This is a genomic window from Flavobacterium hercynium (assembly GCF_002217285.1).
GTDB lineage: Bacteria > Bacteroidota > Bacteroidia > Flavobacteriales > Flavobacteriaceae > Flavobacterium > Flavobacterium hercynium.
Genome location: NZ_MUGW01000042.1, coordinates 61840 through 84191 on the forward strand (window position 1 = coordinate 61840; position 22352 = coordinate 84191).

The window sequence follows — 22352 nt, forward strand, 5'->3', positions numbered from 1 at the left end:
CAGAAAACAAGAGGAGATTTTAAGTCATCAACTCTTGTTTTTTTGTTTTTAATAAAGAGATTATAATCATAAATAAACCAAAAACCAGAAAAAGACTCAATCCAAAAATTATTTGGTGATAAAGCGGAATCAATCCGTATCCTAAATAAAAATAAATACCCTGAAGAAATAATACAATTTCTGTCGTGATGTAACCAAAAACAAAGCTTACCAAACCTACTCTTAAAACAGATGATCTTTCAGAAAGGAACTTATTCTGAAGTAATATTCCAAATAGAAAGCCTGTAATAATTCCCAACATGGTCAGGTGAATAAATCCTATCACGAAATTCCGAATCTGATGCGATACTTCGGCTAGGTTTGGAATAATAGTCAGTAACTGAATACCCACTTTTAAAAATAAAGAACATAGCGCCAAACCGTACACTATTTTAGCTGTTTTGTCTAAAGTATTTTTAAAATGACTTAGTTCCGGTTTAAGCATTTTATAAAAGTAAATAAACGCCCCCAATTGAATTAAAACGCCTAATGCATTGATGACGTTAAGAATATTATTTTCTACGAACCAACGTACTGGAAAAGCAAGCGTTAGCATTACCGAAATTATAACAGCATAATAAAACTTCTTAAACTTTACCTCATCAATTTTATTCTGAAATTGTTTTAAGAATAATGCTAAAACTGCAAGTATAAACCATCCGTTAAATTGAAAATGAAGGAAAAACTGAATCGCAATCTGATAAAAAGCACTCTGTTTTCCTAACGTACTTACTGCCGGTCCCAGACACCAAACACCCAAAGTTGATAACATCATAAACAAAACAGCAACGAGTAAAAGCCTTTGTGATGGAGATTTTTCAGATGCACAATCTTTCCAGACCAAACGACAGAAAACATAACTCAATATAATGTGTAAAGTCGAGAATAGAATCGAAAATAATGCATAGCCCTGAATAGGAAACGCGATCATCATTCCGATAACTGAAAACTGAGTCAGCCAAAACAAACGATTATAGATGGGCTTTTGGCTTTTTTCTTTGGGAATAAAAAAGTGAACAACCAAAAAATAAATAATCAGATAAACCCAGCCCAACATAGCGACATGGGAATGTGCATGAAGCAAAAAACTGTAGTTTAAAAAATCTATTGGAAACAGATACATAAACCGCATTAATAACCCAAACAAACAGGCTATCAAAAAATTAAAAAAACAACAAAGTATCCAGCTTTTATGGGAATTCATAGTGTATTTTTAGGAATTAAATATTCTTTTAAAAATCTTAAAACTAAAGCATTAATTATATCGGTCGATCCTATGGATCTTTTTGCTCTGTTTCATTCTTAAAAACCGGATTAAAATCCGGCTCTACAATATCTCCGAGCCTCTGGCTCTCTTTTAGTTTTCCAAAACTCCATAATTTAAAAATAGTAAATTCAGACGGTATTTCTATTAAATAAAAAACACCGATAACTATCTTTTATGGATATATTACCGGTGCTTTCCGCACTATCAAAATTTATTTTTAATTTACTTCTACAAATTCCTGTTCTAAAAGAACTGCTTTTGGAAATAAGATATTATTCTCAAGGTGAATGTGTTTGTGCAAATCTTCTTCAAACTCTTTTAGCATTGCAAAAGTTACTTTATACGTTGTACAAGCATCTGCCGGTGGATTGTAATTATTAGTCAATTCTGCAATTTCTCTAAAACGCTCTCCTTCGCCATCGTGTTCGTGCATCATCATGGCAATAGGATTGGAAACAGTTCCAAAAGAAGGCTGAGTTAAAATACCATCTGATTCTTTTGTTTTTACCATTCTTTTTACAAACGGAAACAACATCAATTCTTCTTTTTTCATGTGTTGCGACAATTCTCCTGCACAGCCAATAAACAATTCATTGATTCTGAATAATTCCGGGTGGTTGGCTCCGTGTACTTTGCATAATTTATCTAAAAAAGCCAATAAAACCTGTGATTTTTCTTCGACATAACGATGGTGCGTTTTCTCGATGTAATCTGCCAGTAAATCTAAAGGCCAGGAATTAAAATCGATGTTTCCGCTAGTATCAGATTCTAAAACATCGTAAACATTTTGCAGTAAAGTATCGGCATCTATATTTTGTTTTTCACAAACTTCTGTAACGGTTCTGTTTCCTTTACAGCAAAAATCAATTTTAAATTTAGAAAATACTGCGGCAGTTCTAAAATCCTCTGCCACAAATGATCCTATTGTTTTTTCTTTTAAATTTTCCATGATAATCATTTTTTAATTCTATTATTTTTTATTTTTTAATGTAAGTTCAAATACAAACCAGGCCATTGTAATGAACCCGATTCCAAAGATTGAATCTCCAATAGCACGAAGCCATTTTAACGTAATCATAGCTGGTTGCTGCATTAATTCTGAAGAGCGTGCATACCACATTCCGTGATTGATACTTTCTATTGCTTGCCATACTCCAATGGGAAGCAGACTCAATACCGCCATCAGGAACAAACCAATATTTAGCGACCAGAATGTTATCTTAAGTAATTTGGTATTCCATTTTACATCTCTGTACAAACTTCTCAGTACAAATAATATCAAACCAATTCCGAGCATTCCATACACGCCAAATAAAGCGGTGTGCGCATGCAAAGGTGTTGTATTCAGACCTTGCACATAATAAAGTGCAATAGGTGGATTTATGATAAATCCAAAGATTCCCGCACCAAGGAAATTCCAAAATGCCACGGAAATCATAAAATAAATAGGCCATTTGTAATCCGCAATCCATTTTGTTGATTTTGAAATTTTATAGTTTTGATAGGCTTCAAATCCTATCAAAGTCAGCGGAACAACTTCTAAAGCACTAAAAGTAGCGCCCAATGCCATAATCGCCGTTGGTGTTCCGGAGAAATACAAGTGATGAAAGGTTCCTAAAATTCCACCTGCCATAAAAATAATGGTGGCAAGCAATACATTTAATGTTGCTGTTTTTGTTTTTAATAATCCCAGTCTAACAAATAAAAAGGCAATAACAACAGTGGCGAATACTTCGAAGAAACCTTCGACCCAAAGATGCACCACCCACCATCTCCAATATTCTGCAATTGCTAAATTCGTTTGTCTGCCCCACATTAATCCTGCTCCGTAAAACATAGCGATAGCGGAACATGAAACCAGAAATAATAGGATTAGATTTTTTTCTTCTGTTCTTTTTTTCAGAACCGGAATCAGCGGACGCACCATTAAGGCAAGCCATAAAAACAATCCGACTAATAAGAAAATCTGCCAGAACCGGCCTAAATCAACATATTCATATCCTTGGTGACCAAACCAAAAGTTTTCTACCAAATTCAGTTTTTGCATTACACCAAACCATTGTCCCGCCATTGAACCCAGAACAATAATTAGTAAAGCAACAAACAGGAAGTTGACACCAAAACACTGAAATTTAGGATCTTTACCTGAAACTGCCGGAGCGATATACAAGCCTGTTGCCAGCCAAGCGGTTGCAATCCAGAAAATAGCCAATTGTGTATGCCATGTACGTGTTACTGCGTAGGGTAAAATTTGATCGATTGGAATTCCGTACAATCCATTTCCTTCTACTCCATAATGTGCTGTTATAATTCCGAAAGCCATTTGCAGAATCATCAGTAAACTTACAATCCAGAAATATTTGGTAATTAGTTTCATGGATGGCGTTTTGCCCTGTTTCAAAATCGGGTCTTCACTTGGAAGCGGAAATTCTTCGTCTTCTCCTGATTTTGCGTGATAGAAAACCAAAATTCCGATACTCAGAATCAGTAAAATTATACTTACTCCAGACCATGCCAAAAGCTCTGTTGTGGCAACATTGCCAACCAATTCATCTGAAGGCCAGTTGTGCGTATAGGAAATAGCAGCATCAGGCCGATTGGTAACCGTTGCCCAGGTTGCCCAGAAGAAAAATGCATTCATTTTATGCATTCTGTCTGTATCTTTAATAGCATTTTTAGGAATAGCATATTCTTCTCTGAGTTTGTCGAACTTAGGATCGTTCGTAAAAAGACCTTTATAATATTCGCTTAAACTTTGAATGGCTGCTACGCGATTTTCAGAGATTGTCAATATTCCCGAAGCTGCATCATAACGATTGATTCGCAAATCTTTTTGCAAACGCACTTTCAAAGCCGATTGTTTTTCTTCGTCTAAAGCCTCAAAATTTTTATTAAAATCTGCCTGAGCGTATTTATTCAATATAAAAATAGCTTCTCTATGCAGCCAATCAGCTGTCCAGTCTGGCGCAACATAAGCTCCGTGCCCCCAGATAGATCCAACTTCCTGACCACCTATACTCTGCCAGATATTTTGTCCGTCTTTAATCTCTGCTTCAGAAAAAATAACTTTTCCGGAGTCTGAAACGATCTGTTTAGGAACCGGCGGCGCCTGCTGATATATTTCGTAACCATAATAACCCAGCACTGCAAATGAGATACTCATGACCAATGCAAAAATGATCCATAATTTTTTTTCTCTTTTCATTATATTTTCTATTCAATAAAAGATATTTTTGTCTTTTATTATTGTTTAAAAAAACTCCAAACCCGTCAGGATTTAGAGCTTAAATTAATTACTCAACGATCAAAACACCTTTCATAATGGCAACGTGACCAGGAAAAGAGCAAATAAAGTTGTATGTACCTTTTTTATCAATTGTAAATTCTATAGTATCTTCTTCTCCTCCACCCAATAATTTAGTGTGCGCGATAATAGAAGCTTTTTCAGACTCCGGAATATAATCGGTCGCTTTTGCTTCATTTGCTTTTACAGCAAAAGCACTTTCGTCTGTTCCTTCCTGAAGAATAACCAAGTTGTGTCCCATTGCTTCTTTAGGAATTTTACCAACATGCTTTAGCGTAAGCGTAATTGGTTTTCCTGCAACAGCTCTTAATTCTTTTGTATTAAACTGCATTTGGTCATTTCCTTCTATAACCAATACATTTTCTACCGCTACCGGAGCAGCTACTCCTTCTCCTTCTGTAGTCGTTTCAATTGGATCTGCCGGTTCTCCGCCTGTTGCAGGATCTTTTTTTCCACAAGAAGTTATTGTTAAAAATCCCATTAAGATTAATAGTGAAAATTTGTTTGTAGTATTCATTTTGTGATATTTATTGATTGTTTTTGTTTAATTCTATTGCTTTTAGAAAAAAGTCTCCTGATTTTACTCCTAAAGCCAGCTGTTCTAAAGTGGTTTTAGTAAGCATGTCCAGCAGAAGGCCTCTAATTTTTTTAAATTCATTGTGTACGGGACACGGATGTTGTTCTGAGCATTCTTTTAATCCAATGCCACATCCTCTGTAGATTTTATCTCCGTCGATTGCATCAACTATTTGAATTAATTTGATTGATTTTAAAGCCTCCTTGGAAACTTCAAAACCTCCGCCTACTCCTTTAGCCGAGTGAATGATTCCGTTTTTGGTTAAAATCTGCATGATCTTGGCTGTAAAAGGCTCTGGTGAATCAATTTCTTTGGCAACATCTTTTATTCCAACTCTAATCCCTTTACTGGATTTGGTTGCAATAAATATTGAAGCCCTGATACCGTATTCACACGCTTTTGAAAACATAAATTTCTTTATTAATTTGATACAAATGTATAGAACTTTTCAATAAAAGACAAAATTATCTTTAATTATTTTAATCCTTACTAAATCTTATTTATAACCAAAATAATTTACAGCGTGATTTACTAATTCACTATCAAATTCATATAAAAACAAATTTTAATTTTAACTTTGAGAGTATTTAATTTTTTTAACATCTAATTATGCCGTTGACCAACTCAAAAGATTTAAAACTTGCTGTTCTGATTGATGCCGATAATGTGCCGTACAGCAACGTAAAAGGTATGATGGAAGAGATAACTAAGTTTGGAACTCCAACCACAAAACGTATTTATGCCGATTGGACCAAACCAAATTCAAACGGATGGAAATCTGTTTTACTGGAACACGCTATTACTCCCATACAACAATATAGTTATACTGTAGGCAAAAACTCATCTGATTCTGCCTTAATTATTGACGCAATGGATTTACTTTATTCCGGAAAACTGGATGGTTTTTGCATTGTTTCCAGCGACAGCGATTTTACACGATTGGCTATTCGTCTTCGTGAATCAGGAATGAAGGTAATTGGTATTGGAGAGAAGAAAACTCCGAGCGCCTTTATTGTAGCCTGCGACCGATTTATTTATATTGAAGTTTTGGATGGCGCTATTCAGAAGAAAAAACCAAAAACGGTTGCTGCTGATACTAGAAAACCTGTTGAAAAGCCTGCTGAAAAAGCATTACATAAAATCGACAAACAAACCATTGAACTTATCGAAGCTACCATTGAAGATATTGAAGATGATGATGGATGGGCATTTTTAGGAGATGTAGGAAACTTAATCGTTAAGAAAAAACCAGAGTTTGATCCTAGAAATTATGGATATTCTAAACTTACACCTATGCTAAAATCATTAACGGATATTCTTGAAATCGATGAGAGAGAGTCAGACAAAAAAGGCATTAAACATGTTTATGTCCGTTTACGATTCAATTAATTATTACTTTATTTCCCTTTAATTTTCTTTTAAAACATGAGAAAAAACTTTTTTATTTTCGGAATTTTATTTTTAGCCCTTGTTGCGACAATTTACTATAAAACAGAACGCGGTTTTCTGTTGGTCATTATTTTACCTATTTTACTTGTCGTTGGTCTTTATAATATCATTCAAAAGAAACATGCCATTTTAAGAAACTTTCCTGTTTTGGGTTATTTCAGGTATTTATTTGAAATGATTGCGCCTGAAATTCAGCAATATTTTATCGAAAGATCTACAGATGGAAAGCCTTTTTCGAGAAATCAGCGCTCGCTTGTTTATCAGAGAGCAAAAAATATTGATTCAAATTCTCCTTTTGGAACACAATTAAACTTAAATCACAGCAGCTACGAAGGAATAAAACATTCTATTTTTCCTGCCGTTGTAAATAAAGAACTGCCTCGTGTAATCGTTGGCGGAAAGGATTGCAAACAACCTTACAATGCTTCTTTATTAAATATTTCTGCCATGAGTTTTGGTTCACTAAGCGAGCATGCTGTCCGTGCCTTAAACATTGGAGCAAAAAAAGGGCAATTTTATCAAAATACCGGAGAAGGAGGTTTAACCGATTATCATCTTGAAGGTGGCGGCGATATTACCTGGCAGATTGGTACAGGATATTTTGGTTGCCGTGATAAAGATGGTAATTTTAGTCCTGAAAAGTTTTCTGAAAAAGCGACTATTCCAAATGTAAAAATGATCGAGATTAAGCTTTCGCAAGGAGCAAAACCGGGTCATGGCGGTGTCTTACCTGCTGCTAAAAATACGGTTCAGATTGCTAAAATTAGGGGCGTTGAACCTCATACTTTAATTCTCTCTCCTCCTAGTCACAGTGCTTTTTCTGATCCTAAAGGTTTGATTCAGTTTGTTGCTCAACTACGAAATTTATCTAATGGAAAACCAATCGGATTTAAGTTATGTATTGGTAATACGGCGGAATTCGAAGCTATTTGCCATGAAATGATTGCTCAGGATACTTATCCGGATTTCATCACTATTGATGGTGCCGAAGGTGGTACAGGAGCAGCTCCTTTAGAATTTGCTGATGGTGTTGGAATGCCTTTTGAACCTGCCTTAATTTTTGTCAATAAAACTTTAGTCAGTTTAAAAATTCGTGATAAAATGCGAATTATTGGCAGCGGAAAAATTATTTCCGGATATTCTATTTTGCATGCTATTGCATTAGGTGCAGATATGTGCAACAGTGCGCGTGGCTTTATGTTTTCACTAGGATGTATTCAGGCACTTCGTTGCCATAATAATGAATGTCCAACGGGAGTTGCAACGCAAAATAAAATGCTGATGAAAGGTCTTGTTGTAACAGATAAATCAGAGCGTGTCTATCATTTTCATAAAAATACGCTTCACGCTGCAAACGAACTTTTAGCGGCAGCCGGAAAGAAAAACTTTGCCGATGTTGATATTAATATTTTCATGCGTGGCGATGAATTTGCCCATTTGTCTGATCTTTACTTCCCTGATAATTTAAAAAATGTAACACAATATTAAGTATTCAGTGGTCAGTTTTTTAGTGTTCAGTAATGCTTCTTTAGTAATCAGTGTTCAGTTTTTTAGTGTTCAGTAATGCTGATTACTCAGAAACTCAACACTGATCACTTTTTTAAAATCTGAACACTCATCACTTTTTAAAAGCTGAATACTAAAAAACTGAACACTGAACACTACTACTTAACTATTTCACTAAGCGTTTCTGTGTTTATAATTTCTTTTGAAAGCACGGTATTATCTTCTGCTAAAAAATACGTATCGAATTGTATTTTATTCTCTACCAATTCTTTTGGAATCTGATTCTTATTGATCATATCTTTTAGCAATGTTCGAAATGATGTTGCTGCTGCTTTTTTATTAACGGCATTTTGTTCCAGATCAGTTTCAAAACGCAATTCGACTTTGTCATTATTGATGTATCCTCTTGCTGTTGTAAGCGTTACATTATCTGCTTTAAAGCTGGCTGCCGTTTTGTTGTACTCTACAACATATTCTTGCATTTTTTGTTTGGCGTTTTTACAGCTGATTAACAATACTGCCACTATAATCGCAAACGAAATTTTGGTTACATTTTTTATCATAATCAATATATTTATTTCAATTTTTGAAGTCGTAATAGTGCCTCAAGATAATAATAATCGGCATAATTAATCGAACAATCTATTTCGCTTCCTGCAGGTTTGTGCCCTGTAGAATGCAGTAAAAATGCTGAATTAACATCGCGGCTTTGATAATTATCTGAAAGCGATGCAATCATCTTTTTAGATTTTGAAAGATATTCGTTTTTTAACGCTTCCTCTTTTGTGTACGAACTTAATTCTAATAGCGCCGAAGAAACTATCGCTGCTGCCGAAGCATCTCTTGGTTCGTCAGGAATATTAGGCGCATTAAAATCCCAATATGGAATTAAATCCTCGGTAGTCAATTTATCTAAATAAACACGCGCTACTTTATGAGCAAAATTTAAGAACTTAACATCTTTAGTTTCTCTGTATACCATCGTAAATCCGTAAATAGCCCAAGCCTGACCTCGCGCCCACATACTATCATCGCTATATCCCTGAGCGGTAATCCCTTTTATTTTTTTACCTGTTTCATAATCATAGATCACAACATGATAAGCACTATAATCAGGTCTGAAATGGTTGTTCATTGTTGTGGTGGCATGTTTTACTGCAATATCATACAGCTTTTTATTTCCGCCATTTTTAGAAGCCCAAAAAAGCATTTCTAAATTCATCATATTGTCGATAATGGTATTGTGTCCACCATACTTATTGTGTGGCCAAGACAAAATAGTACCTACTTTTGCATTAAAAAGTGTTGCCAGTGTATCAGCCGTTCTCAGAATAATTTCCTTATATTCTTTATTTTTTGTTAAGCGGTAACCATTTCCAAAACTATTAAAGATCTGAAAACCTAAATCATGGTCGTTTGCTTTACTTGTAGACAGCGGTATCAAAAACCGACTGAATTTATCTGCTTGTTCCTGCCACTTTCTATCTTCTCTTAATTCATACAAATACCACAATTCTCCGGGCCAGAATCCGCTTGTCCAATCTTTATATGATACGAATTTCCATTCATTACTTCCATTAGGAACAGTTCTTGGCAAAGTTCCGTCAGAAGGTATTACTTGTAATGTTTTAGAAGCTTGTGCTACACAATATTCGAGATTTTTCTTTACATTAAAAGAGTTGCTTTCCTGAGCATACGCTCTACATGCTAAGAGTAATGAAACTTGTAAAGCAATAATTAAGGCATTGTTTTTTATATTCATGCGGTTAACGGTTAGTTAGATAGTAAACAAATAATAATATTATAAATATACAACAGGAACTTAGAATGTTTATATTTTTGCACTGCAAAAAACGATCAATGACACTAAAATTAAATGTGAGTAAATCGAGAATTCTTTATTTCTGCTTATTTATATTGACCATTTTTCTGGGAATAATGTCAAGAAAATTTTCATTAATACCGCTATTCATTGGCGACTTGCTTTATGCGGTTATGATTTATTTTCTGTTAAGAATTTTACTAATCAAAAAAAAGGCTTTACTCCTACTTCTTTTAAGTATATTGATTTGTTACGGAATCGAATTTCTACAACTTTACCAAGCTGAATGGATTATTGAACTTCGGAAAACTCTTTTTGGGCGATATGTTCTGGGACAACAATTTTTATGGACTGATATCCTCGCATATACAGCCGGAGCATTGATTGTTTTTATGATTGATAAAATAATATTGGTAAAAACTAATCAAAAGTTTGTGTGATTTTTTCAATATTCAAGCTGTTTGCCATTGCCATAAAAATTTGATAGTAAGCCGCTTTATTGTCATACAGCTCATCATGAGTACCTATTTCAACGCATTTCCCCTGTTCTAAAACGATTATGTTTGACGCATCGATAATCTGAGAAATACTGTGCGATATAATAATAACTGTTCTGTCTTTTTTTATAGCATCTAATGATTTTTTTATCTGTTCAGTTGCAATGGCATCTAAACTTGCTGTGGGTTCATCTAAAAAGATAATAGGAGGATTTTTTAAAAACAATCGTGCTATCGCAATTCGTTGTTGCTGTCCGCCGGAAAGTAAATGCGCATCAGAATCATAGCCTTTTGGCAACTGCATGATTTGTTCGTGAATATAAGCTTGTTTAGCTGCTTCAGTAATTTCTGATTGTGATGCATTTGGATTACCATATAAAATGTTTTCAGCAATTGTGCCTTTAAATATGTGGTTCTTCTGCAATACCAATCCAATATTCTTTCGCAGGAAGTCAGTATTATAGTCATTCAGGTCTACTCCATCTAAATAAATTTTCCCCGAAGCAGGCAGGTAAAATTTATCCAGTAAATTGATGATAGTACTTTTTCCGGCTCCGCTTAAACCAACTAATGCAGTAGTTTCATTTGGTTTTATGGTGAAATTGATATCTGAAAGTGCTTTTGTTCCGTTTGGATAGGCAAAATCAACATTTTTAACTTCTATGAGTCCTGTAATTTTTTCAGGAATATAATTTCCGCTGGTTTCTTTTTCTTTTTCTGATTCTAAAATATCAAAAAAGCCTTCAGAATAAATCAGAGCATCGTTTACTTCATCATAAATACGATGCAATTGTCTGATTGGTGCCGAAACATTATTAAACAACATAATATGAAACATAATTGCTCCAATGGTCATTGTATTATTCAAAACAAAATAAGCCGTTAGAATAATGATGATTACGACACCTATTTGCTCAACAAATCCTTTTATACTTTCGAATATAAAACTTGTTTTTCTAGTCTCGAGCTGATTTTCTGTCATTTCAAACTGAATTTTCTGATGACGATCGGCTTCCATCGGTTCACGAACAAAGGATTTAATGACCGTTATGGATTCTATCAAGCTAATGATTCCATTATTCTTTGTTTCCCGATACGTTCTCATTCGTCTTCTAAAACCACTCAGCTTATGTGCCTGACGCTGACTGATATAAAAATAAATCGGGATAATGCATAAACTTACTAATCCTACATAAACGTTTGCATAAAACATTAAAACCAATGCTACGAAGGCATTCGTAAACAAAGGGAGAATATCAATAAAGAAATTTTGAACCAATCTTGTCAAACTACTAATACCGAGATCGATCCTGGTTTGAAGTTTTCCGCTTTCATTTTCATTAGAAGTATAAAATTCCATTCGGTAGCTAAGAATTTTTTCTACTATTGCCTGAGAAATATCCCGGGTTATAAAAATTCGCAATTTTTCTCCATAAAATTTTTGACCAAATTGTACTACTGAATAAATCAATTCTTTAGACAGCAAAACAATACTGATGATCTCCAGTAAATGAAATCCTTTTGACAGTGATTCACGGGCTACCATTAAATTACTGATAGAATCGACAGTATATTTTAAGATCAATGCATTTACCTGCGCAGCAAATGAACCTAAAAAGGTTAGTAATAAAGTAGCGATAACCATTTTTTTGTATGGCTTAACAAAAGGCGTGATTTTTTTATATAAAACGGATATCTGCATTTATTTTTTACATTTTAGGTAACTTATCAAATTTAAGAATTCTAAATTTGTATTCCATTATTATCATCATTTTAAAATTACAGACATGCAACTTGTTTTCGCTTCCAACAATCTTAATAAAATAAAAGAAATTCAAAGTATCTTAAATGGATCTATTCAATTATTAAGTCTTTCTGATATAGGTTGTCATGAAGAAATTCCGGAAACAGCAGCTACAATAGAAGGTAATGCAATTTTAAAAGCAAATTATGTTACTGAAAAGTATGGTTATGATTGTTTTGCAGATGATACCGGTTTAGAAGTTAACGAATTAAATGGTGAGCCGGGTGTTTATTCGGCACGATATGCTGGAGAACAACGTGATGCAAATGATAATATGAATAAACTTCTTGATGCTTTGCAAGGTAAAGAAGATCGAAGTGCTCACTTTAAAACAGTTATAGCCCTAAATCTAAAAGGAGAACAAAACTTATTTACAGGAATTGCCAAAGGAACCATTACAAAGAAAAAAGCAGGAGATCACGGTTTTGGTTATGACCCAATTTTTCAGCCGGAAAATTATTCTGAAACCTTTGCTGAATTAGCCTCAGAAATAAAAAATACGATAAGCCATCGTGCCAAAGCTACTCAGCAACTTATTGATTTCCTGAACTCCGAAAAATAATTGTTTAAAATACAACATTTTAGAGCCCAAACTTTAGATTTCACGACGTATTTTGGAAGAATTTTATTCGTCGTCAGGACAAAATGATTCTAGTGCAAACATAACTTTTTGATAATCAAATCATAACAAATACACAAATCTTAAATTTGCATTAGTTTATATCGATTATTAACAGTAATTTTGCACCCTATTTTAAAAATACATATGAATAAATTTGAACAATTAGGATTGAATGAATCGTTACTGAAGGCGATTTTAGATCTAGGATTTGAAAATCCGTCAGAGGTACAGGAAAAGGCGATTCCCCTATTATTGGAAAAAGACACAGATATGGTTGCGTTGGCTCAGACAGGGACAGGGAAAACGGCAGCTTTCGGTTTTCCGCTAATTCAAAAAATTGATGCTGACAACAGAAATACACAAGCATTAGTTTTATCGCCAACACGAGAACTTTGTTTACAGATTACCAACGAACTTAAAAACTACTCAAAATACGAAAAAGGTATTAATGTGGTAGCAGTTTACGGCGGGGCTAGTATTACAGAGCAAGCCAGAGAAATCAAAAGAGGGGCACAAATTATTGTGGCAACTCCGGGAAGAATGCAAGACATGATCAACAGAGGATTGGTTAACATTAAAAATATAGATTACTGTATTCTTGATGAGGCTGATGAAATGCTGAACATGGGATTTTATGAAGACATCGTATCTATCTTATCAGATACTCCAGATCAAAAAAATACATGGTTGTTCTCTGCAACTATGCCACAAGAGGTTGCAAGAATTGCAAAACAATTCATGAGCGACCCACTTGAAATTACTGTAGGAACTAAAAATTCAGGTTCTGCAACTGTTTCTCACGAGTTTTACTTAGTAAATGCACGTGACCGTTACGAAGCTCTTAAACGTTTGGCAGATGCTAATCCAGACATTTTCTCTGTGGTTTTCTGTCGTACAAAAAGAGACACACAAGCGATTGCTGAAAAATTAATCGAAGATGGATACAGCGCTGCTGCATTACACGGAGATTTATCTCAGGCGCAACGTGATGGTGTAATGAAATCTTTCCGTGGAAGACAAATCCAAATGCTTGTTGCAACTGATGTAGCTGCACGTGGAATTGACGTTGATAATATTACACACGTAGTAAACTATCAGCTTCCTGACGAAATTGAAACGTACAACCACCGTTCAGGACGTACTGGTAGAGCTGGAAAATTAGGTACCTCTATTGTAATTGTTACAAAAAGTGAGATGCGTAAAATTTCTTCTATCGAAAGAATCATCAAACAAAAGTTTGAAGAAAAATCGATCCCGTCTGGAATTGAAATCTGCGAAATTCAATTATTACACTTAGCAAACAAAATTAAAGATACTGAGGTTGATCACGAAATTGACAACTACTTACCAGCAATCAACAACGTTCTTGAAGGTTTATCTAAAGAGGAGTTGATCAAGAAAATGGTTTCAGTAGAATTTAACCGTTTTATTGCTTACTATAAAAAGAACAGAGATATCTCTACTCAATCTTCAGGTTCTGAAAGACGTGAAAGAGGAGATTCTGAGCCAAGAGAATTCAACAATAACGGAGCAGTTCGTTATTTCGTAAATATCGGTTCAAGAGATAATTTCGATTGGATGTCGCTTAAAGATTACTTGAAAGAAACATTAGACTTAGGTCGTGATGACGTTTTCAAAGTTGATGTAAAAGAAGGTTTCTCTTTCTTTAACACTGATCCTGAGCACACTGAAAAAGTAATGGAAGTATTAAACAACGTACAATTAGAAGGTCGTCGTATTAATGTTGAAATTTCTAAAAATGATGGTGGCGGAAGACGTGACCACAACGGACGTAGTGGTGGTGGACGTAGTTCAGGACCAAGACGTGAAGGAAGCTTTGCTCCAAGACGTGAAGGTTCTGGTGGCGGATTTAGAAGCGACAGAAACTCTGGTTCAAGAGAAGGCGGGTTTAGAAGCGACAGAAATTCATCTGCTCCAAAAAGAGAAGGTGGTTTTAGAAGCTCTGCTCCAAGAACCGAAGGAAGCTCAGAAAGAGCTCCAAGACGTTCTGAAAATTTTGGTGATGCACCAAGACCAAGAAGACCAAGAAGAGATTAATTCTCTTTGTTAATTTTCTGATAATTATATTCGAAGACTGCAAAATATTTAATCCTGATTTACTACTTTTAGTGCTTTAAATCAGGATATGAAATATTTCGCAGTTTTCTTTTTTTTTCTACTATCAATGAGCGGTTTTGCACAAGACGCAGAATCTACGGCACCGCAAAGAGTATCCGGCTACGTTATTAATGATAACAGCAAACAGCCACTTTCTAATGTAAACATCATTAACACAAATAAAGTACGTGGTGCAAAATCTGATTCAAAAGGATATTTTGAAATCGATGTTCAGCCCAATGATACTATTCACTTTACCATCTTAGGATTTCAGTCTTTAAGAATCAGAGTTACCAATGACTGGCTAAAAAATAAAGTAACAAGAATTCAGCTTACTGAAAAAGCAATCGCACTGGAAGAAGTTGTTATTGCTCCTTTCCACTTAACCGGTTATCTTGAAGTAGATTCTAAATTAATTCCAACAAAAGAAAATTACCGATATAGTATTTCAGGTCTTACACAAGGTTATGAGGCTGGTGAATATTCTCCAAACGCTTTTGGTAAAGTATTAGGATCGATTTTCAACCCTGCAGACATGCTTTATAATTTCTTTGGAAAAAACGGAAAAGAACTCAAGAAGCTAAAGCAAATGCGACAAGATGATACGGTACGAAACCTATTAGAATCTAAATACGACAGAGAAACTGTTTCTGTACTTTTAGGAGTAAGCAAAGACGAAATTCCAGAAATCTTACAACGTTGCAGTTATTCAGATGCTTTTATCCAGACAGCAAACGATCTACAGATCATGGACGCCATTAGCGCCTGTTACGAACAATACAAAGTATTAAAACGAAATTAATTAGTTTTTTTTAAATACAATCCTCATTTACATACAGTAATTGAGGATTTTTTATTTAAAAACCATCTTTACTAATAAGGCAAAAAAAAAGTAAAATCTATGATACCTTTTCAAAGCATTGATTGGAGCCAGATTACTAAGACCGAACACCCTGGAGAAACAGGAACGGCATATTGGCAAACTCTCGAATTAGGAGATTTGCGTATTAGAAAAGTAACTTATTCTAAAAATTACATTGCTGATCATTGGTGCCACAAAGGACATATTGTACATTGTCTTAAAGGTGAATTTACAAGTGAATTAGAAAATGGAGAACACTTTAAACTAACAAAAGGAATGACATACGTAGTCTCTGACAATGCAAGCTCGCATCGCTCGGTAACCCAAAATGGTGTTGAACTCTTGATTATCGATGGTTCGTTTTTAAAATAATATTCAGGGCAAATCAAAATATTATATATACATTTACTTACATCTAAAAAAAATTAAATTCAAATATTATGGCAAAGAGTCAAGACGCTAAGAAAACGGTAAAAAAAGAACCGTTAAAAACAGCTAAGGAAAAAAAAGAAGAGAAAAGAGACAAGAAAAACAATCCTAAGAGAGACTAATAATTAGTGGTCAGTGATCAGGTTTTTAGTGGTCAGTTTTGTTTGAACCTATATTAAGTGGTCAGTGATCAGTTTTTCTTTATATTTAAAAAAAATGTTCAGTATTCAGGTTTTTAGTAAATCATATTACCTACTAAAAACCTAAATACTGAACACTAAAAAGTATAGTACAGCTTTACTGAATACTAAAAAAGCTGAACACTGAATACTACTTCACCGGAATATTAGAAAGAATCTCTAAAACAAATTTCCAATATTTTTGAGCTGAAGAAATACTAGCTCTCTCATCTGGCGAATGTGCTCCGTGAATGGTTGGTCCAAAAGAAATCATATCCATATCAGGATAGTTTGTTCCCAGAATTCCACATTCTAAACCAGCGTGACAAGCCACTACTTTTGGTTTTTCATTATTTTGTTTCTCATAAATACTTACCAAAGTATCTAATATCTCAGAATTCACGTTTGGTGTCCAACCTGGATAAGAACCTGAAAGCTCAACCTCACAACCTACTAATTCAAAAGCAGAACGTAATGAATTTGCTAAGTCAAATTTTGAAGTTTCTACAGAAGAACGTGTCAAACATCCAACAGATATTTCACCATCTTTTACAATAACTCTGGCAATATTGTTTGAAGTCTCCACTAAGTCAGCCATATCGGCACTCATTCTGTAAACGCCATTGTGAGCTGCATAAATCGCACGAATAATTCCTTCCTGAACACCTAAATCCATTACTTTCTCAGGTAAATCGCATTTTACGATTTCAATCGACAAATTAGGCTCTGTAGTTTTGTATTCTGCTTTAATGTCATTGATAATTTCCTGCATATCAAAAACATATGCTTCATCAAACATTTCAGATATAATAACTTTAGCTACACTTTCTCTCGGAATAGCATTTCTTAAACTACCTCCGTTAATTTCCGCCACTTGCAAACCAAAGTTTTCAAAGGCATCAAATAACAAACGGTTCATGATTTTGTTAGCATTCCCAAGTCCTTTGTGAATATCCATACCAGAATGGCCACCATTTAATCCTTTTACGGTAATAATATGTCCAACTGAACCTTCAGGAACTTCTTCTTCATTATAAGTCCTTGTAGCCGTTACATCAATTCCACCTGCACAACCAATATCAATTTCATCATCTTCTTCAGTATCTAAGTTCAAAAGAATCTGACCTTGCAAGATTCCTCCTTTAAGATTTAAAGCTCCTGTCATCCCCGTTTCCTCATCAATAGTAAACAAAGCTTCGATTGCAGGATGCGGAATGTCTTTGCTTTCTAAAATAGCCATGATCGTAGCTACTCCCAATCCGTTATCTGCTCCTAGTGTTGTTCCGCGTGCGCGAACCCAGTCACCATCTACATACATATCGATTCCTTGGGTATCAAAATCAAAAACAGTATCAGCATTTTTTTGGTGTACCATATCAAGGTGTCCTTGCAGTACAATTGCTTTACGGCTTTCCATTCCCGGAGTTGCCGGTTTACGAATAATTACATTTCGAATTTCGTCTTCAAAAGTTTCTAAACCTAAGCTGTTTCCAAAGTTTTTCATAAACTCAATCACACGCTCTTCTTTTTTAGACGGACGTGGAACTTCGTTTAAATCAGCAAACTTATTCCATAATGCTTTTGGTTCCAGATTTCTTATTTCCTGACTCATTTATATTTTGTTTGAAGTTTAACAATTAAGAGCTCCAAAGTTACAAGTTTAAATTCTTTTTGTCGAGAAACGCATTTAATATTTTTGTGTCTTTACCTCATTCTTATTAGCTACTAATTGATATTGTATTTATATTTACGTATCAAAAATTTATGCTTTGAAATCAAAATACATTTTACCTTTATTTCTTCTTTTACAGATCATTCTTTTAAAGATCCTTCCCTATTTTCCGGAATTTATAGAAAACGTCTACAGCAACGGATTGTATTCGAAAATCGCTCCTATTTCGAGAACGATTTTGGGTAGCATTCCCTTTTCTGTTGGAGACTGCATTTATACTATTTTGATTATTCTTTTAATCCGATGGCTTTGGAAAAACAGAAAAACCTGGAAACTGCATTGGAAAGATCATCTTTTAAAAGCTTTGAGCTGTATTTCTGTCTTTTATTTTTTCTTTCATTTTCTTTGGGCATTCAATTATTATAGAGTTCCTCTTTTTGAGAAGATGAATATCAAAAAAGAATACACTGATGCTGAATTACTGGATTTTACTAAAAAGCTTATCATTAAGACAAACGCTATTCAGTATCAAATTACCAAAAACGATACTATTAAAGTTAGTTTTCCATATTCTCAGAAAGAAGTCTTTAAAATGAATTTAAATGGTTACAAAAATCTTGCAAAGGAACATCCTTACTTTAAATACGAAACTTTAAGTGTAAAAAAATCGCTTTTCAGTCTTCCGTTAACTTATATGGGATTTGGTGGTTATCTAAACCCCTTTACCAATGAGGCACAAGTAAACGGCTTACTCCCAATGCATAGCTTTCCCGCTACCACCTGCCACGAAATGGCACATCAAATGGGTTTTGCCAACGAAAGCGAATGTAATTTTATTGGTGTTTTAGCAACTGTAAAAAATGAAAATTTATATTATCAATATTCCGGTTATAGCTTTACGCTAAGCTACTGTCTTGGAATATGGAGAGCCAAAGACGAGAAGGTTTTTGATGCCTTAAAAAAAACAGTGCATACCGGAATCTTTAAAAATTATAAAGAAAGTCATGATTTCTGGCAAAAATATGAAACGCCAATTGAAAACGGATTTAGAATATTCTATGACAACTTTTTAAAAATTAACCAACAAAAAGACGGTATGGAAAGTTACAGTAAATTTGTTGATTTGATGGTTAACTATTACAAAACAAAAGATTTATAAGTTGATGATAACCTGAAAATACATTTTAATCATCTGATGTAATTTCTTTTTTGTTTGAAGAAAAACAGTATTTCTTCAAACAAAATTAAAAGTAATTGTAACAAAAACGTTTTCAGTACTACTAACACATTATGAGCGAAAACCTAGAACAGTCATTTGTTGCGCAATTGAAGGCTAATCAGAATATAATCCACAAGATTTGTAGATTATATACTGCTGGCGAAGATGCTCATAAAGACTTATTTCAGGAAATCACAATTCAGCTCTGGAAAGCATATCCTAAATTTAGAGGCGACAGTAAATTTTCAACCTGGACCTATCGTGTCGCGTTGAATACTGCCATTACGCTATACCGAAAAACCAAAAGAACCATATCGACAGTAGAATACGAAAGTCATCAGCATTTTGTAAAGGATGTTGACTACAATTATGAAGAGGAAGAACAAATTAAACTGATGTACAAAGCCGTTTATCAGCTTAATGACATCGAAAAAGCGTTGGTTTTTATGTATTTAGAAGACAAAGATTATCAAGAAATAGCTGAAACCTTAGGGATTAGCGAAGTGAATGCGCGTGTGAAAATGAATAGAATTAAAGGGAAACTTAAAAAAATATTAAATCCTTAATACGAATTATGAAAGAACTGGATTTATTAAAAAAAGACTGGAAAAAGAATGCTAATTCTTTTGAACAAATATCTGAAACAGAGATCTACAAAATGATTCACAAAAAATCGTCTTCAATCGTGAAGTGGATTTTGATTATTAGTATTTTGGAGATTTTATTTTGGACTGTTTCAAACTTCTTTTTCAGCACAGATGAAATGCTAATTAAGATCAAACATCCCGAGATGATATTTTATCTTGAAATAATGACGTCTTTTAATTATGTTATCGTTCTGATTTTTGTTTACTTTTTCTATAAAAATTACAAAACAATATCAACTACTGAATCTACTAAATTATTAATGAGCAGTATTCTAAAAACCAGAAAAACAGTTCAGTATTATGTTTGGTATAATCTGGCAATGGCCGTTATCAGTGCCATCATTAGCTTTTTCATTGCATTTATTTACAATCCCGACATGGAGTTTTTTAGAGATAAACTAGCCGCAAATGGTCAGGCAATGTTTATGACTGTTGGAATCTTTATATTGGTAACATTGGTATTTTTAGGATTGTTCTGGTGTTTTTACAGATTGCTGTACGGAACGTTACTACGTAGATTATTTGCTAACTATAAAGAATTAAAGAAAATAGATTTTTAATTGAGGCTCTAAGGTTCTGAGGGACAAAGGTTCTGAGGTTTTCTTTTGAAACCGAACCTAGAAACAATCTAAAATCTAAAATCAGCAATCTAAAATTTAATGCTCCTTATATCCATATCTTCTCATTTCATTAAGTTCTTCGTGTGCCTTAATTTCTTCGGCTGGAATAACTTTTAAGAATGATGGATGTTGTTCGATAGCAAATTCTACTTTCTCAACAATTTCCTCGATAGTATCGTTTTCATAATCAATATCGAGAGGTTCTTTGATGATAAAAGACTGGAGAATATTTTTCTTCTTCATGCGTAATCCTTTTTTATCAAACGAACGACGAAAACCGTCAATTACAATTGGAATTACGATTGGTTTATGCTGTTTAATGATATGTGCAGTTCCTTTACGAACTGGTTTAAACGATTTTGTAGTTCCTTGCGGAAATGTTATTACCCAGCCATCTTCGAGCGCAATTCTGATATTTTCAGTATCATTAGGATTTACATCACGTTTCTCTGTGACATCAACTCCTTTTGCACGCCAGGTTCTTTCGACTGTAATAGCACCAACATACGATAAAATTCTTGGCAATAAACCAGCCTGCATTGTTTCTTTTGCAGCAACATAGTACACATTCATTTTAGGCTGCCACAAATATCCAATGTTCTTAATGTTATCTTCACGTCCGCTTAAACTTGCGTTAAACACATGAAACATAGCCACTACATCAGCAAAATAGGTTTGATGATTGGAAATAAATAATACATTTGTATCCGGTAATGTTTTTATAATTTCAGATCCTTCAATCTGCAAATCATTAAACCCCCTGTATCTTCGGTGCGTAAGCGCGCCTAAAACACGGATTAACCATTTTTTTATAAATAATATATGTCCAAAAGGATTTCGTTTAAACAATCCCATAGCTCTGTGGTGTGTTTTTTAGTTAAGTCGCAAACATACAAAAATTATTCTTTTAGCGATAATTTTAAGCAATTTCGGAAATATTTTGCTATTATAATGAATATCAAATTATTAAATTTTAATTTTTACAAATTTTCTTCAAAAGTAATTTTCATTACTTCTCTCAGTTCACTTAATATCATTGCAGTTGCCCCCCAAACCATATGATTTTCAATTTGAAATGCCGGCACTACGATATTATCTCCATAAGAAGTTGACAATGTGGTATCGACAATAATTTTATCATCTAAAAAAACAGAAAGAGGCAATTCTATTACCGATGCGACTTCTCTAACATCAGGATAAAAAGAAAGCTCCTCTGAGGAAAAACCCAAAAACGGATGTACTAAAAAATTACTAGGCGGGATATACATGGGTGTAAACTGCTTAATAATCGTAATTTTTTCAGGCAGAATACCAACTTCTTCATGGGTTTCACGTAATGCTGTTTCCTGATAACTGCTATCAAAAGTTTCATACTTTCCTCCGGGAAAAGCAATTTGCGAAGAATGAACTCCTTTGTACTCGTTTCGAACTATCAAGACCAAATGTGTTTTTTCGTTTTTAGGATAACACAACATCATAACAGCTGCTATTCTGGGATTCACCCCATTAAGATCAAGATTCTTTAAAGCCAGAGCTCGCTCTTTGGGAGCCATTTTTATGTGTGCAGCCTCAGCTGGAAGTTCAACCGGAATTAAATTAGGAACATATTGTAAAAAATCTTGAAAATCCATAATCAAAGTTTATTTTTGTACTTTCATATAAATTATAAATATAGCCCAGAAAACGCGGTTCTACAAGTTTTCTAAATCTAAAGCCATA

Annotated in this window: 21 protein-coding genes; 10 read left to right on the forward strand and 11 right to left on the reverse strand. The window is 34.1% G+C overall.

Going from position 1 to position 22352, the window contains the following annotated elements; translation table 11 throughout:
• Positions 1-19 precede the first annotated feature (19 nt).
• The 5 genes from B0A66_RS18090 to B0A66_RS18110 all read right to left on the reverse strand — a co-directional run bounded on the left by B0A66_RS18090 (position 20) and on the right by B0A66_RS18110 (position 5596).
• Positions 20-1123 (reverse strand): hypothetical protein, encoded by a 1104-nt coding sequence (locus tag B0A66_RS18090; RefSeq protein WP_317044371.1) that lies wholly within the window; start codon positions 1121-1123, stop codon positions 20-22.
• Between the two features lie 400 nt (positions 1124-1523).
• A complete protein-coding gene (gene ric / locus B0A66_RS18095) occupies positions 1524-2255 on the reverse strand; it encodes an iron-sulfur cluster repair di-iron protein (RefSeq protein WP_089051310.1) in 732 nt (243 codons plus the stop codon).
• Between the two features lie 21 nt (positions 2256-2276).
• Positions 2277-4511, reverse strand: coding sequence for a nitric-oxide reductase large subunit (locus tag B0A66_RS18100; protein WP_089051264.1), 2235 nt, complete (start codon positions 4509-4511; stop codon positions 2277-2279).
• Between the two features lie 88 nt (positions 4512-4599).
• The gene (gene azu, locus B0A66_RS18105) at positions 4600-5127 is read right to left on the reverse strand and encodes an azurin (RefSeq protein ID WP_089051265.1); all 528 of its coding nucleotides are present in this window, start codon (positions 5125-5127) and stop codon (positions 4600-4602) included.
• Positions 5128-5137: 10 nt separating this feature from the next.
• Positions 5138-5596, reverse strand: coding sequence for an RrF2 family transcriptional regulator (locus tag B0A66_RS18110; RefSeq protein ID WP_089051266.1), 459 nt, complete (start codon positions 5594-5596; stop codon positions 5138-5140).
• 200 nt (positions 5597-5796) lie between these two features.
• Here B0A66_RS18110 and B0A66_RS18115 point away from each other — a divergent pair, with 200 nt between their 5' ends.
• Both B0A66_RS18115 and B0A66_RS18120 read left to right on the forward strand, forming a co-directional pair.
• Positions 5797-6576, forward strand: coding sequence for an NYN domain-containing protein (locus tag B0A66_RS18115; RefSeq protein WP_089051267.1), 780 nt, complete (start codon positions 5797-5799; stop codon positions 6574-6576).
• A 36-nt stretch (positions 6577-6612) separates the two neighbouring features.
• Positions 6613-8124: an FMN-binding glutamate synthase family protein gene (locus B0A66_RS18120; RefSeq protein ID WP_089051268.1), complete on the forward strand. Its 1512-nt coding sequence runs from the start codon at positions 6613-6615 to the stop codon at positions 8122-8124.
• 176 nt (positions 8125-8300) lie between these two features.
• Here B0A66_RS18120 and B0A66_RS18125 read toward each other — a convergent pair whose 3' ends face one another.
• Entirely contained in the window at positions 8301-8705 is a 405-nt protein-coding gene (locus tag B0A66_RS18125) for a hypothetical protein (RefSeq protein WP_089051269.1), read from the reverse strand.
• 11 nt (positions 8706-8716) lie between these two features.
• Entirely contained in the window at positions 8717-9904 is a 1188-nt protein-coding gene (locus tag B0A66_RS18130; RefSeq protein WP_089051270.1) for a glycoside hydrolase family 88 protein, read from the reverse strand.
• Positions 9905-10080: 176 nt separating this feature from the next.
• Here B0A66_RS18130 and B0A66_RS18135 point away from each other — a divergent pair, with 176 nt between their 5' ends.
• On the forward strand, positions 10081-10404 hold the full coding sequence (locus B0A66_RS18135; RefSeq protein WP_262490224.1) for a ribosomal maturation YjgA family protein: 324 nt from the start codon (positions 10081-10083) through the stop codon (positions 10402-10404).
• Here B0A66_RS18135 and B0A66_RS18140 read toward each other — a convergent pair.
• Entirely contained in the window at positions 10385-12163 is a 1779-nt protein-coding gene (locus B0A66_RS18140) for an ABC transporter ATP-binding protein (protein WP_089051272.1), read from the reverse strand. The genes B0A66_RS18135 and B0A66_RS18140 overlap by 20 nt on opposite strands.
• Before the next feature lie 85 nt (positions 12164-12248).
• Here B0A66_RS18140 and B0A66_RS18145 point away from each other — a divergent pair, with 85 nt between their 5' ends.
• The 4 genes from B0A66_RS18145 (at position 12249) to B0A66_RS18160 (ending at position 16239) form a co-directional block, all read left to right on the forward strand.
• A complete protein-coding gene (locus tag B0A66_RS18145) occupies positions 12249-12827 on the forward strand; it encodes a non-canonical purine NTP diphosphatase (RefSeq protein ID WP_089051273.1) in 579 nt (192 codons plus the stop codon).
• Between the two features lie 204 nt (positions 12828-13031).
• Positions 13032-14945: a DEAD/DEAH box helicase gene (locus B0A66_RS18150; RefSeq protein ID WP_089051274.1), complete on the forward strand. Its 1914-nt coding sequence runs from the start codon at positions 13032-13034 to the stop codon at positions 14943-14945.
• 88 nt (positions 14946-15033) lie between these two features.
• A complete protein-coding gene (locus B0A66_RS18155; protein ID WP_089051275.1) occupies positions 15034-15807 on the forward strand; it encodes a carboxypeptidase-like regulatory domain-containing protein in 774 nt (257 codons plus the stop codon).
• A gap of 99 nt (positions 15808-15906) precedes the next feature.
• Entirely contained in the window at positions 15907-16239 is a 333-nt protein-coding gene (locus B0A66_RS18160; RefSeq protein WP_089051276.1) for a DHCW motif cupin fold protein, read from the forward strand.
• A 387-nt stretch (positions 16240-16626) separates the two neighbouring features.
• Here B0A66_RS18160 and B0A66_RS18170 read toward each other — a convergent pair whose 3' ends face one another.
• A complete protein-coding gene (locus B0A66_RS18170; protein ID WP_089051278.1) occupies positions 16627-18087 on the reverse strand; it encodes an aminoacyl-histidine dipeptidase in 1461 nt (486 codons plus the stop codon).
• 157 nt (positions 18088-18244) lie between these two features.
• On the opposite strand from B0A66_RS18170, the gene B0A66_RS18175 reads away from it, so the two are divergent.
• The 3 genes from B0A66_RS18175 (at position 18245) to B0A66_RS18185 (ending at position 20573) form a co-directional block, all read left to right on the forward strand.
• Positions 18245-19306: a DUF3810 domain-containing protein gene (locus tag B0A66_RS18175; protein WP_089051279.1), complete on the forward strand. Its 1062-nt coding sequence runs from the start codon at positions 18245-18247 to the stop codon at positions 19304-19306.
• 131 nt (positions 19307-19437) lie between these two features.
• Positions 19438-19932, forward strand: a complete 495-nt coding sequence (locus B0A66_RS18180) for an RNA polymerase sigma factor (protein ID WP_026982022.1) — start codon at positions 19438-19440, stop codon at positions 19930-19932.
• A gap of 8 nt (positions 19933-19940) precedes the next feature.
• Complete coding sequence (locus B0A66_RS18185) at positions 19941-20573, forward strand: hypothetical protein (protein ID WP_089051280.1); 633 nt, start codon at positions 19941-19943, stop codon at positions 20571-20573.
• A gap of 96 nt (positions 20574-20669) precedes the next feature.
• Here B0A66_RS18185 and B0A66_RS18190 read toward each other — a convergent pair whose 3' ends face one another.
• Together B0A66_RS18190 and B0A66_RS18195 are read right to left on the reverse strand one after the other, a co-directional pair.
• Positions 20670-21488: a lysophospholipid acyltransferase family protein gene (locus B0A66_RS18190; protein ID WP_089051281.1), complete on the reverse strand. Its 819-nt coding sequence runs from the start codon at positions 21486-21488 to the stop codon at positions 20670-20672.
• A 125-nt stretch (positions 21489-21613) separates the two neighbouring features.
• Positions 21614-22264: an NUDIX hydrolase gene (locus tag B0A66_RS18195; protein WP_089051282.1), complete on the reverse strand. Its 651-nt coding sequence runs from the start codon at positions 22262-22264 to the stop codon at positions 21614-21616.
• Positions 22265-22352: the final 88 nt, after the last annotated feature.

Bases quoted from the DNA above. Each gene is read 5' to 3' on its own strand.
- B0A66_RS18110 (WP_089051266.1), bottom strand. From the start codon at position 5,596: ATGTTTTCAAAAGCGTGTGAATACGGTATCAGGGCTTCAATATTTATT.
- B0A66_RS18180 (WP_026982022.1), top strand. From the start codon at position 19,438: ATGAGCGAAAACCTAGAACAGTCATTTGTTGCGCAATTGAAGGCTAAT.
- B0A66_RS18140 (WP_089051272.1), bottom strand. From the start codon at position 12,163: ATGCAGATATCCGTTTTATATAAAAAAATCACGCCTTTTGTTAAGCCA.
- B0A66_RS18190 (WP_089051281.1), bottom strand. From the start codon at position 21,488: ATGGGATTGTTTAAACGAAATCCTTTTGGACATATATTATTTATAAAA.
- B0A66_RS18155 (WP_089051275.1), top strand. From the start codon at position 15,034: ATGAAATATTTCGCAGTTTTCTTTTTTTTTCTACTATCAATGAGCGGT.
- B0A66_RS18125 (WP_089051269.1), bottom strand. From the start codon at position 8,705: ATGATAAAAAATGTAACCAAAATTTCGTTTGCGATTATAGTGGCAGTA.
- azu (WP_089051265.1), bottom strand. From the start codon at position 5,127: ATGAATACTACAAACAAATTTTCACTATTAATCTTAATGGGATTTTTA.
- B0A66_RS18145 (WP_089051273.1), top strand. From the start codon at position 12,249: ATGCAACTTGTTTTCGCTTCCAACAATCTTAATAAAATAAAAGAAATT.
- B0A66_RS18115 (WP_089051267.1), top strand. From the start codon at position 5,797: ATGCCGTTGACCAACTCAAAAGATTTAAAACTTGCTGTTCTGATTGAT.
- B0A66_RS18195 (WP_089051282.1), bottom strand. From the start codon at position 22,264: ATGGATTTTCAAGATTTTTTACAATATGTTCCTAATTTAATTCCGGTT.
- B0A66_RS18130 (WP_089051270.1), bottom strand. From the start codon at position 9,904: ATGAATATAAAAAACAATGCCTTAATTATTGCTTTACAAGTTTCATTA.
- B0A66_RS18135 (WP_262490224.1), top strand. From the start codon at position 10,081: ATGTCAAGAAAATTTTCATTAATACCGCTATTCATTGGCGACTTGCTT.
- ric (WP_089051310.1), bottom strand. From the start codon at position 2,255: ATGGAAAATTTAAAAGAAAAAACAATAGGATCATTTGTGGCAGAGGAT.
- B0A66_RS18160 (WP_089051276.1), top strand. From the start codon at position 15,907: ATGATACCTTTTCAAAGCATTGATTGGAGCCAGATTACTAAGACCGAA.
- B0A66_RS18100 (WP_089051264.1), bottom strand. From the start codon at position 4,511: ATGAAAAGAGAAAAAAAATTATGGATCATTTTTGCATTGGTCATGAGT.
- B0A66_RS18185 (WP_089051280.1), top strand. From the start codon at position 19,941: ATGAAAGAACTGGATTTATTAAAAAAAGACTGGAAAAAGAATGCTAAT.
- B0A66_RS18170 (WP_089051278.1), bottom strand. From the start codon at position 18,087: ATGAGTCAGGAAATAAGAAATCTGGAACCAAAAGCATTATGGAATAAG.
- B0A66_RS18150 (WP_089051274.1), top strand. From the start codon at position 13,032: ATGAATAAATTTGAACAATTAGGATTGAATGAATCGTTACTGAAGGCG.
- B0A66_RS18120 (WP_089051268.1), top strand. From the start codon at position 6,613: ATGAGAAAAAACTTTTTTATTTTCGGAATTTTATTTTTAGCCCTTGTT.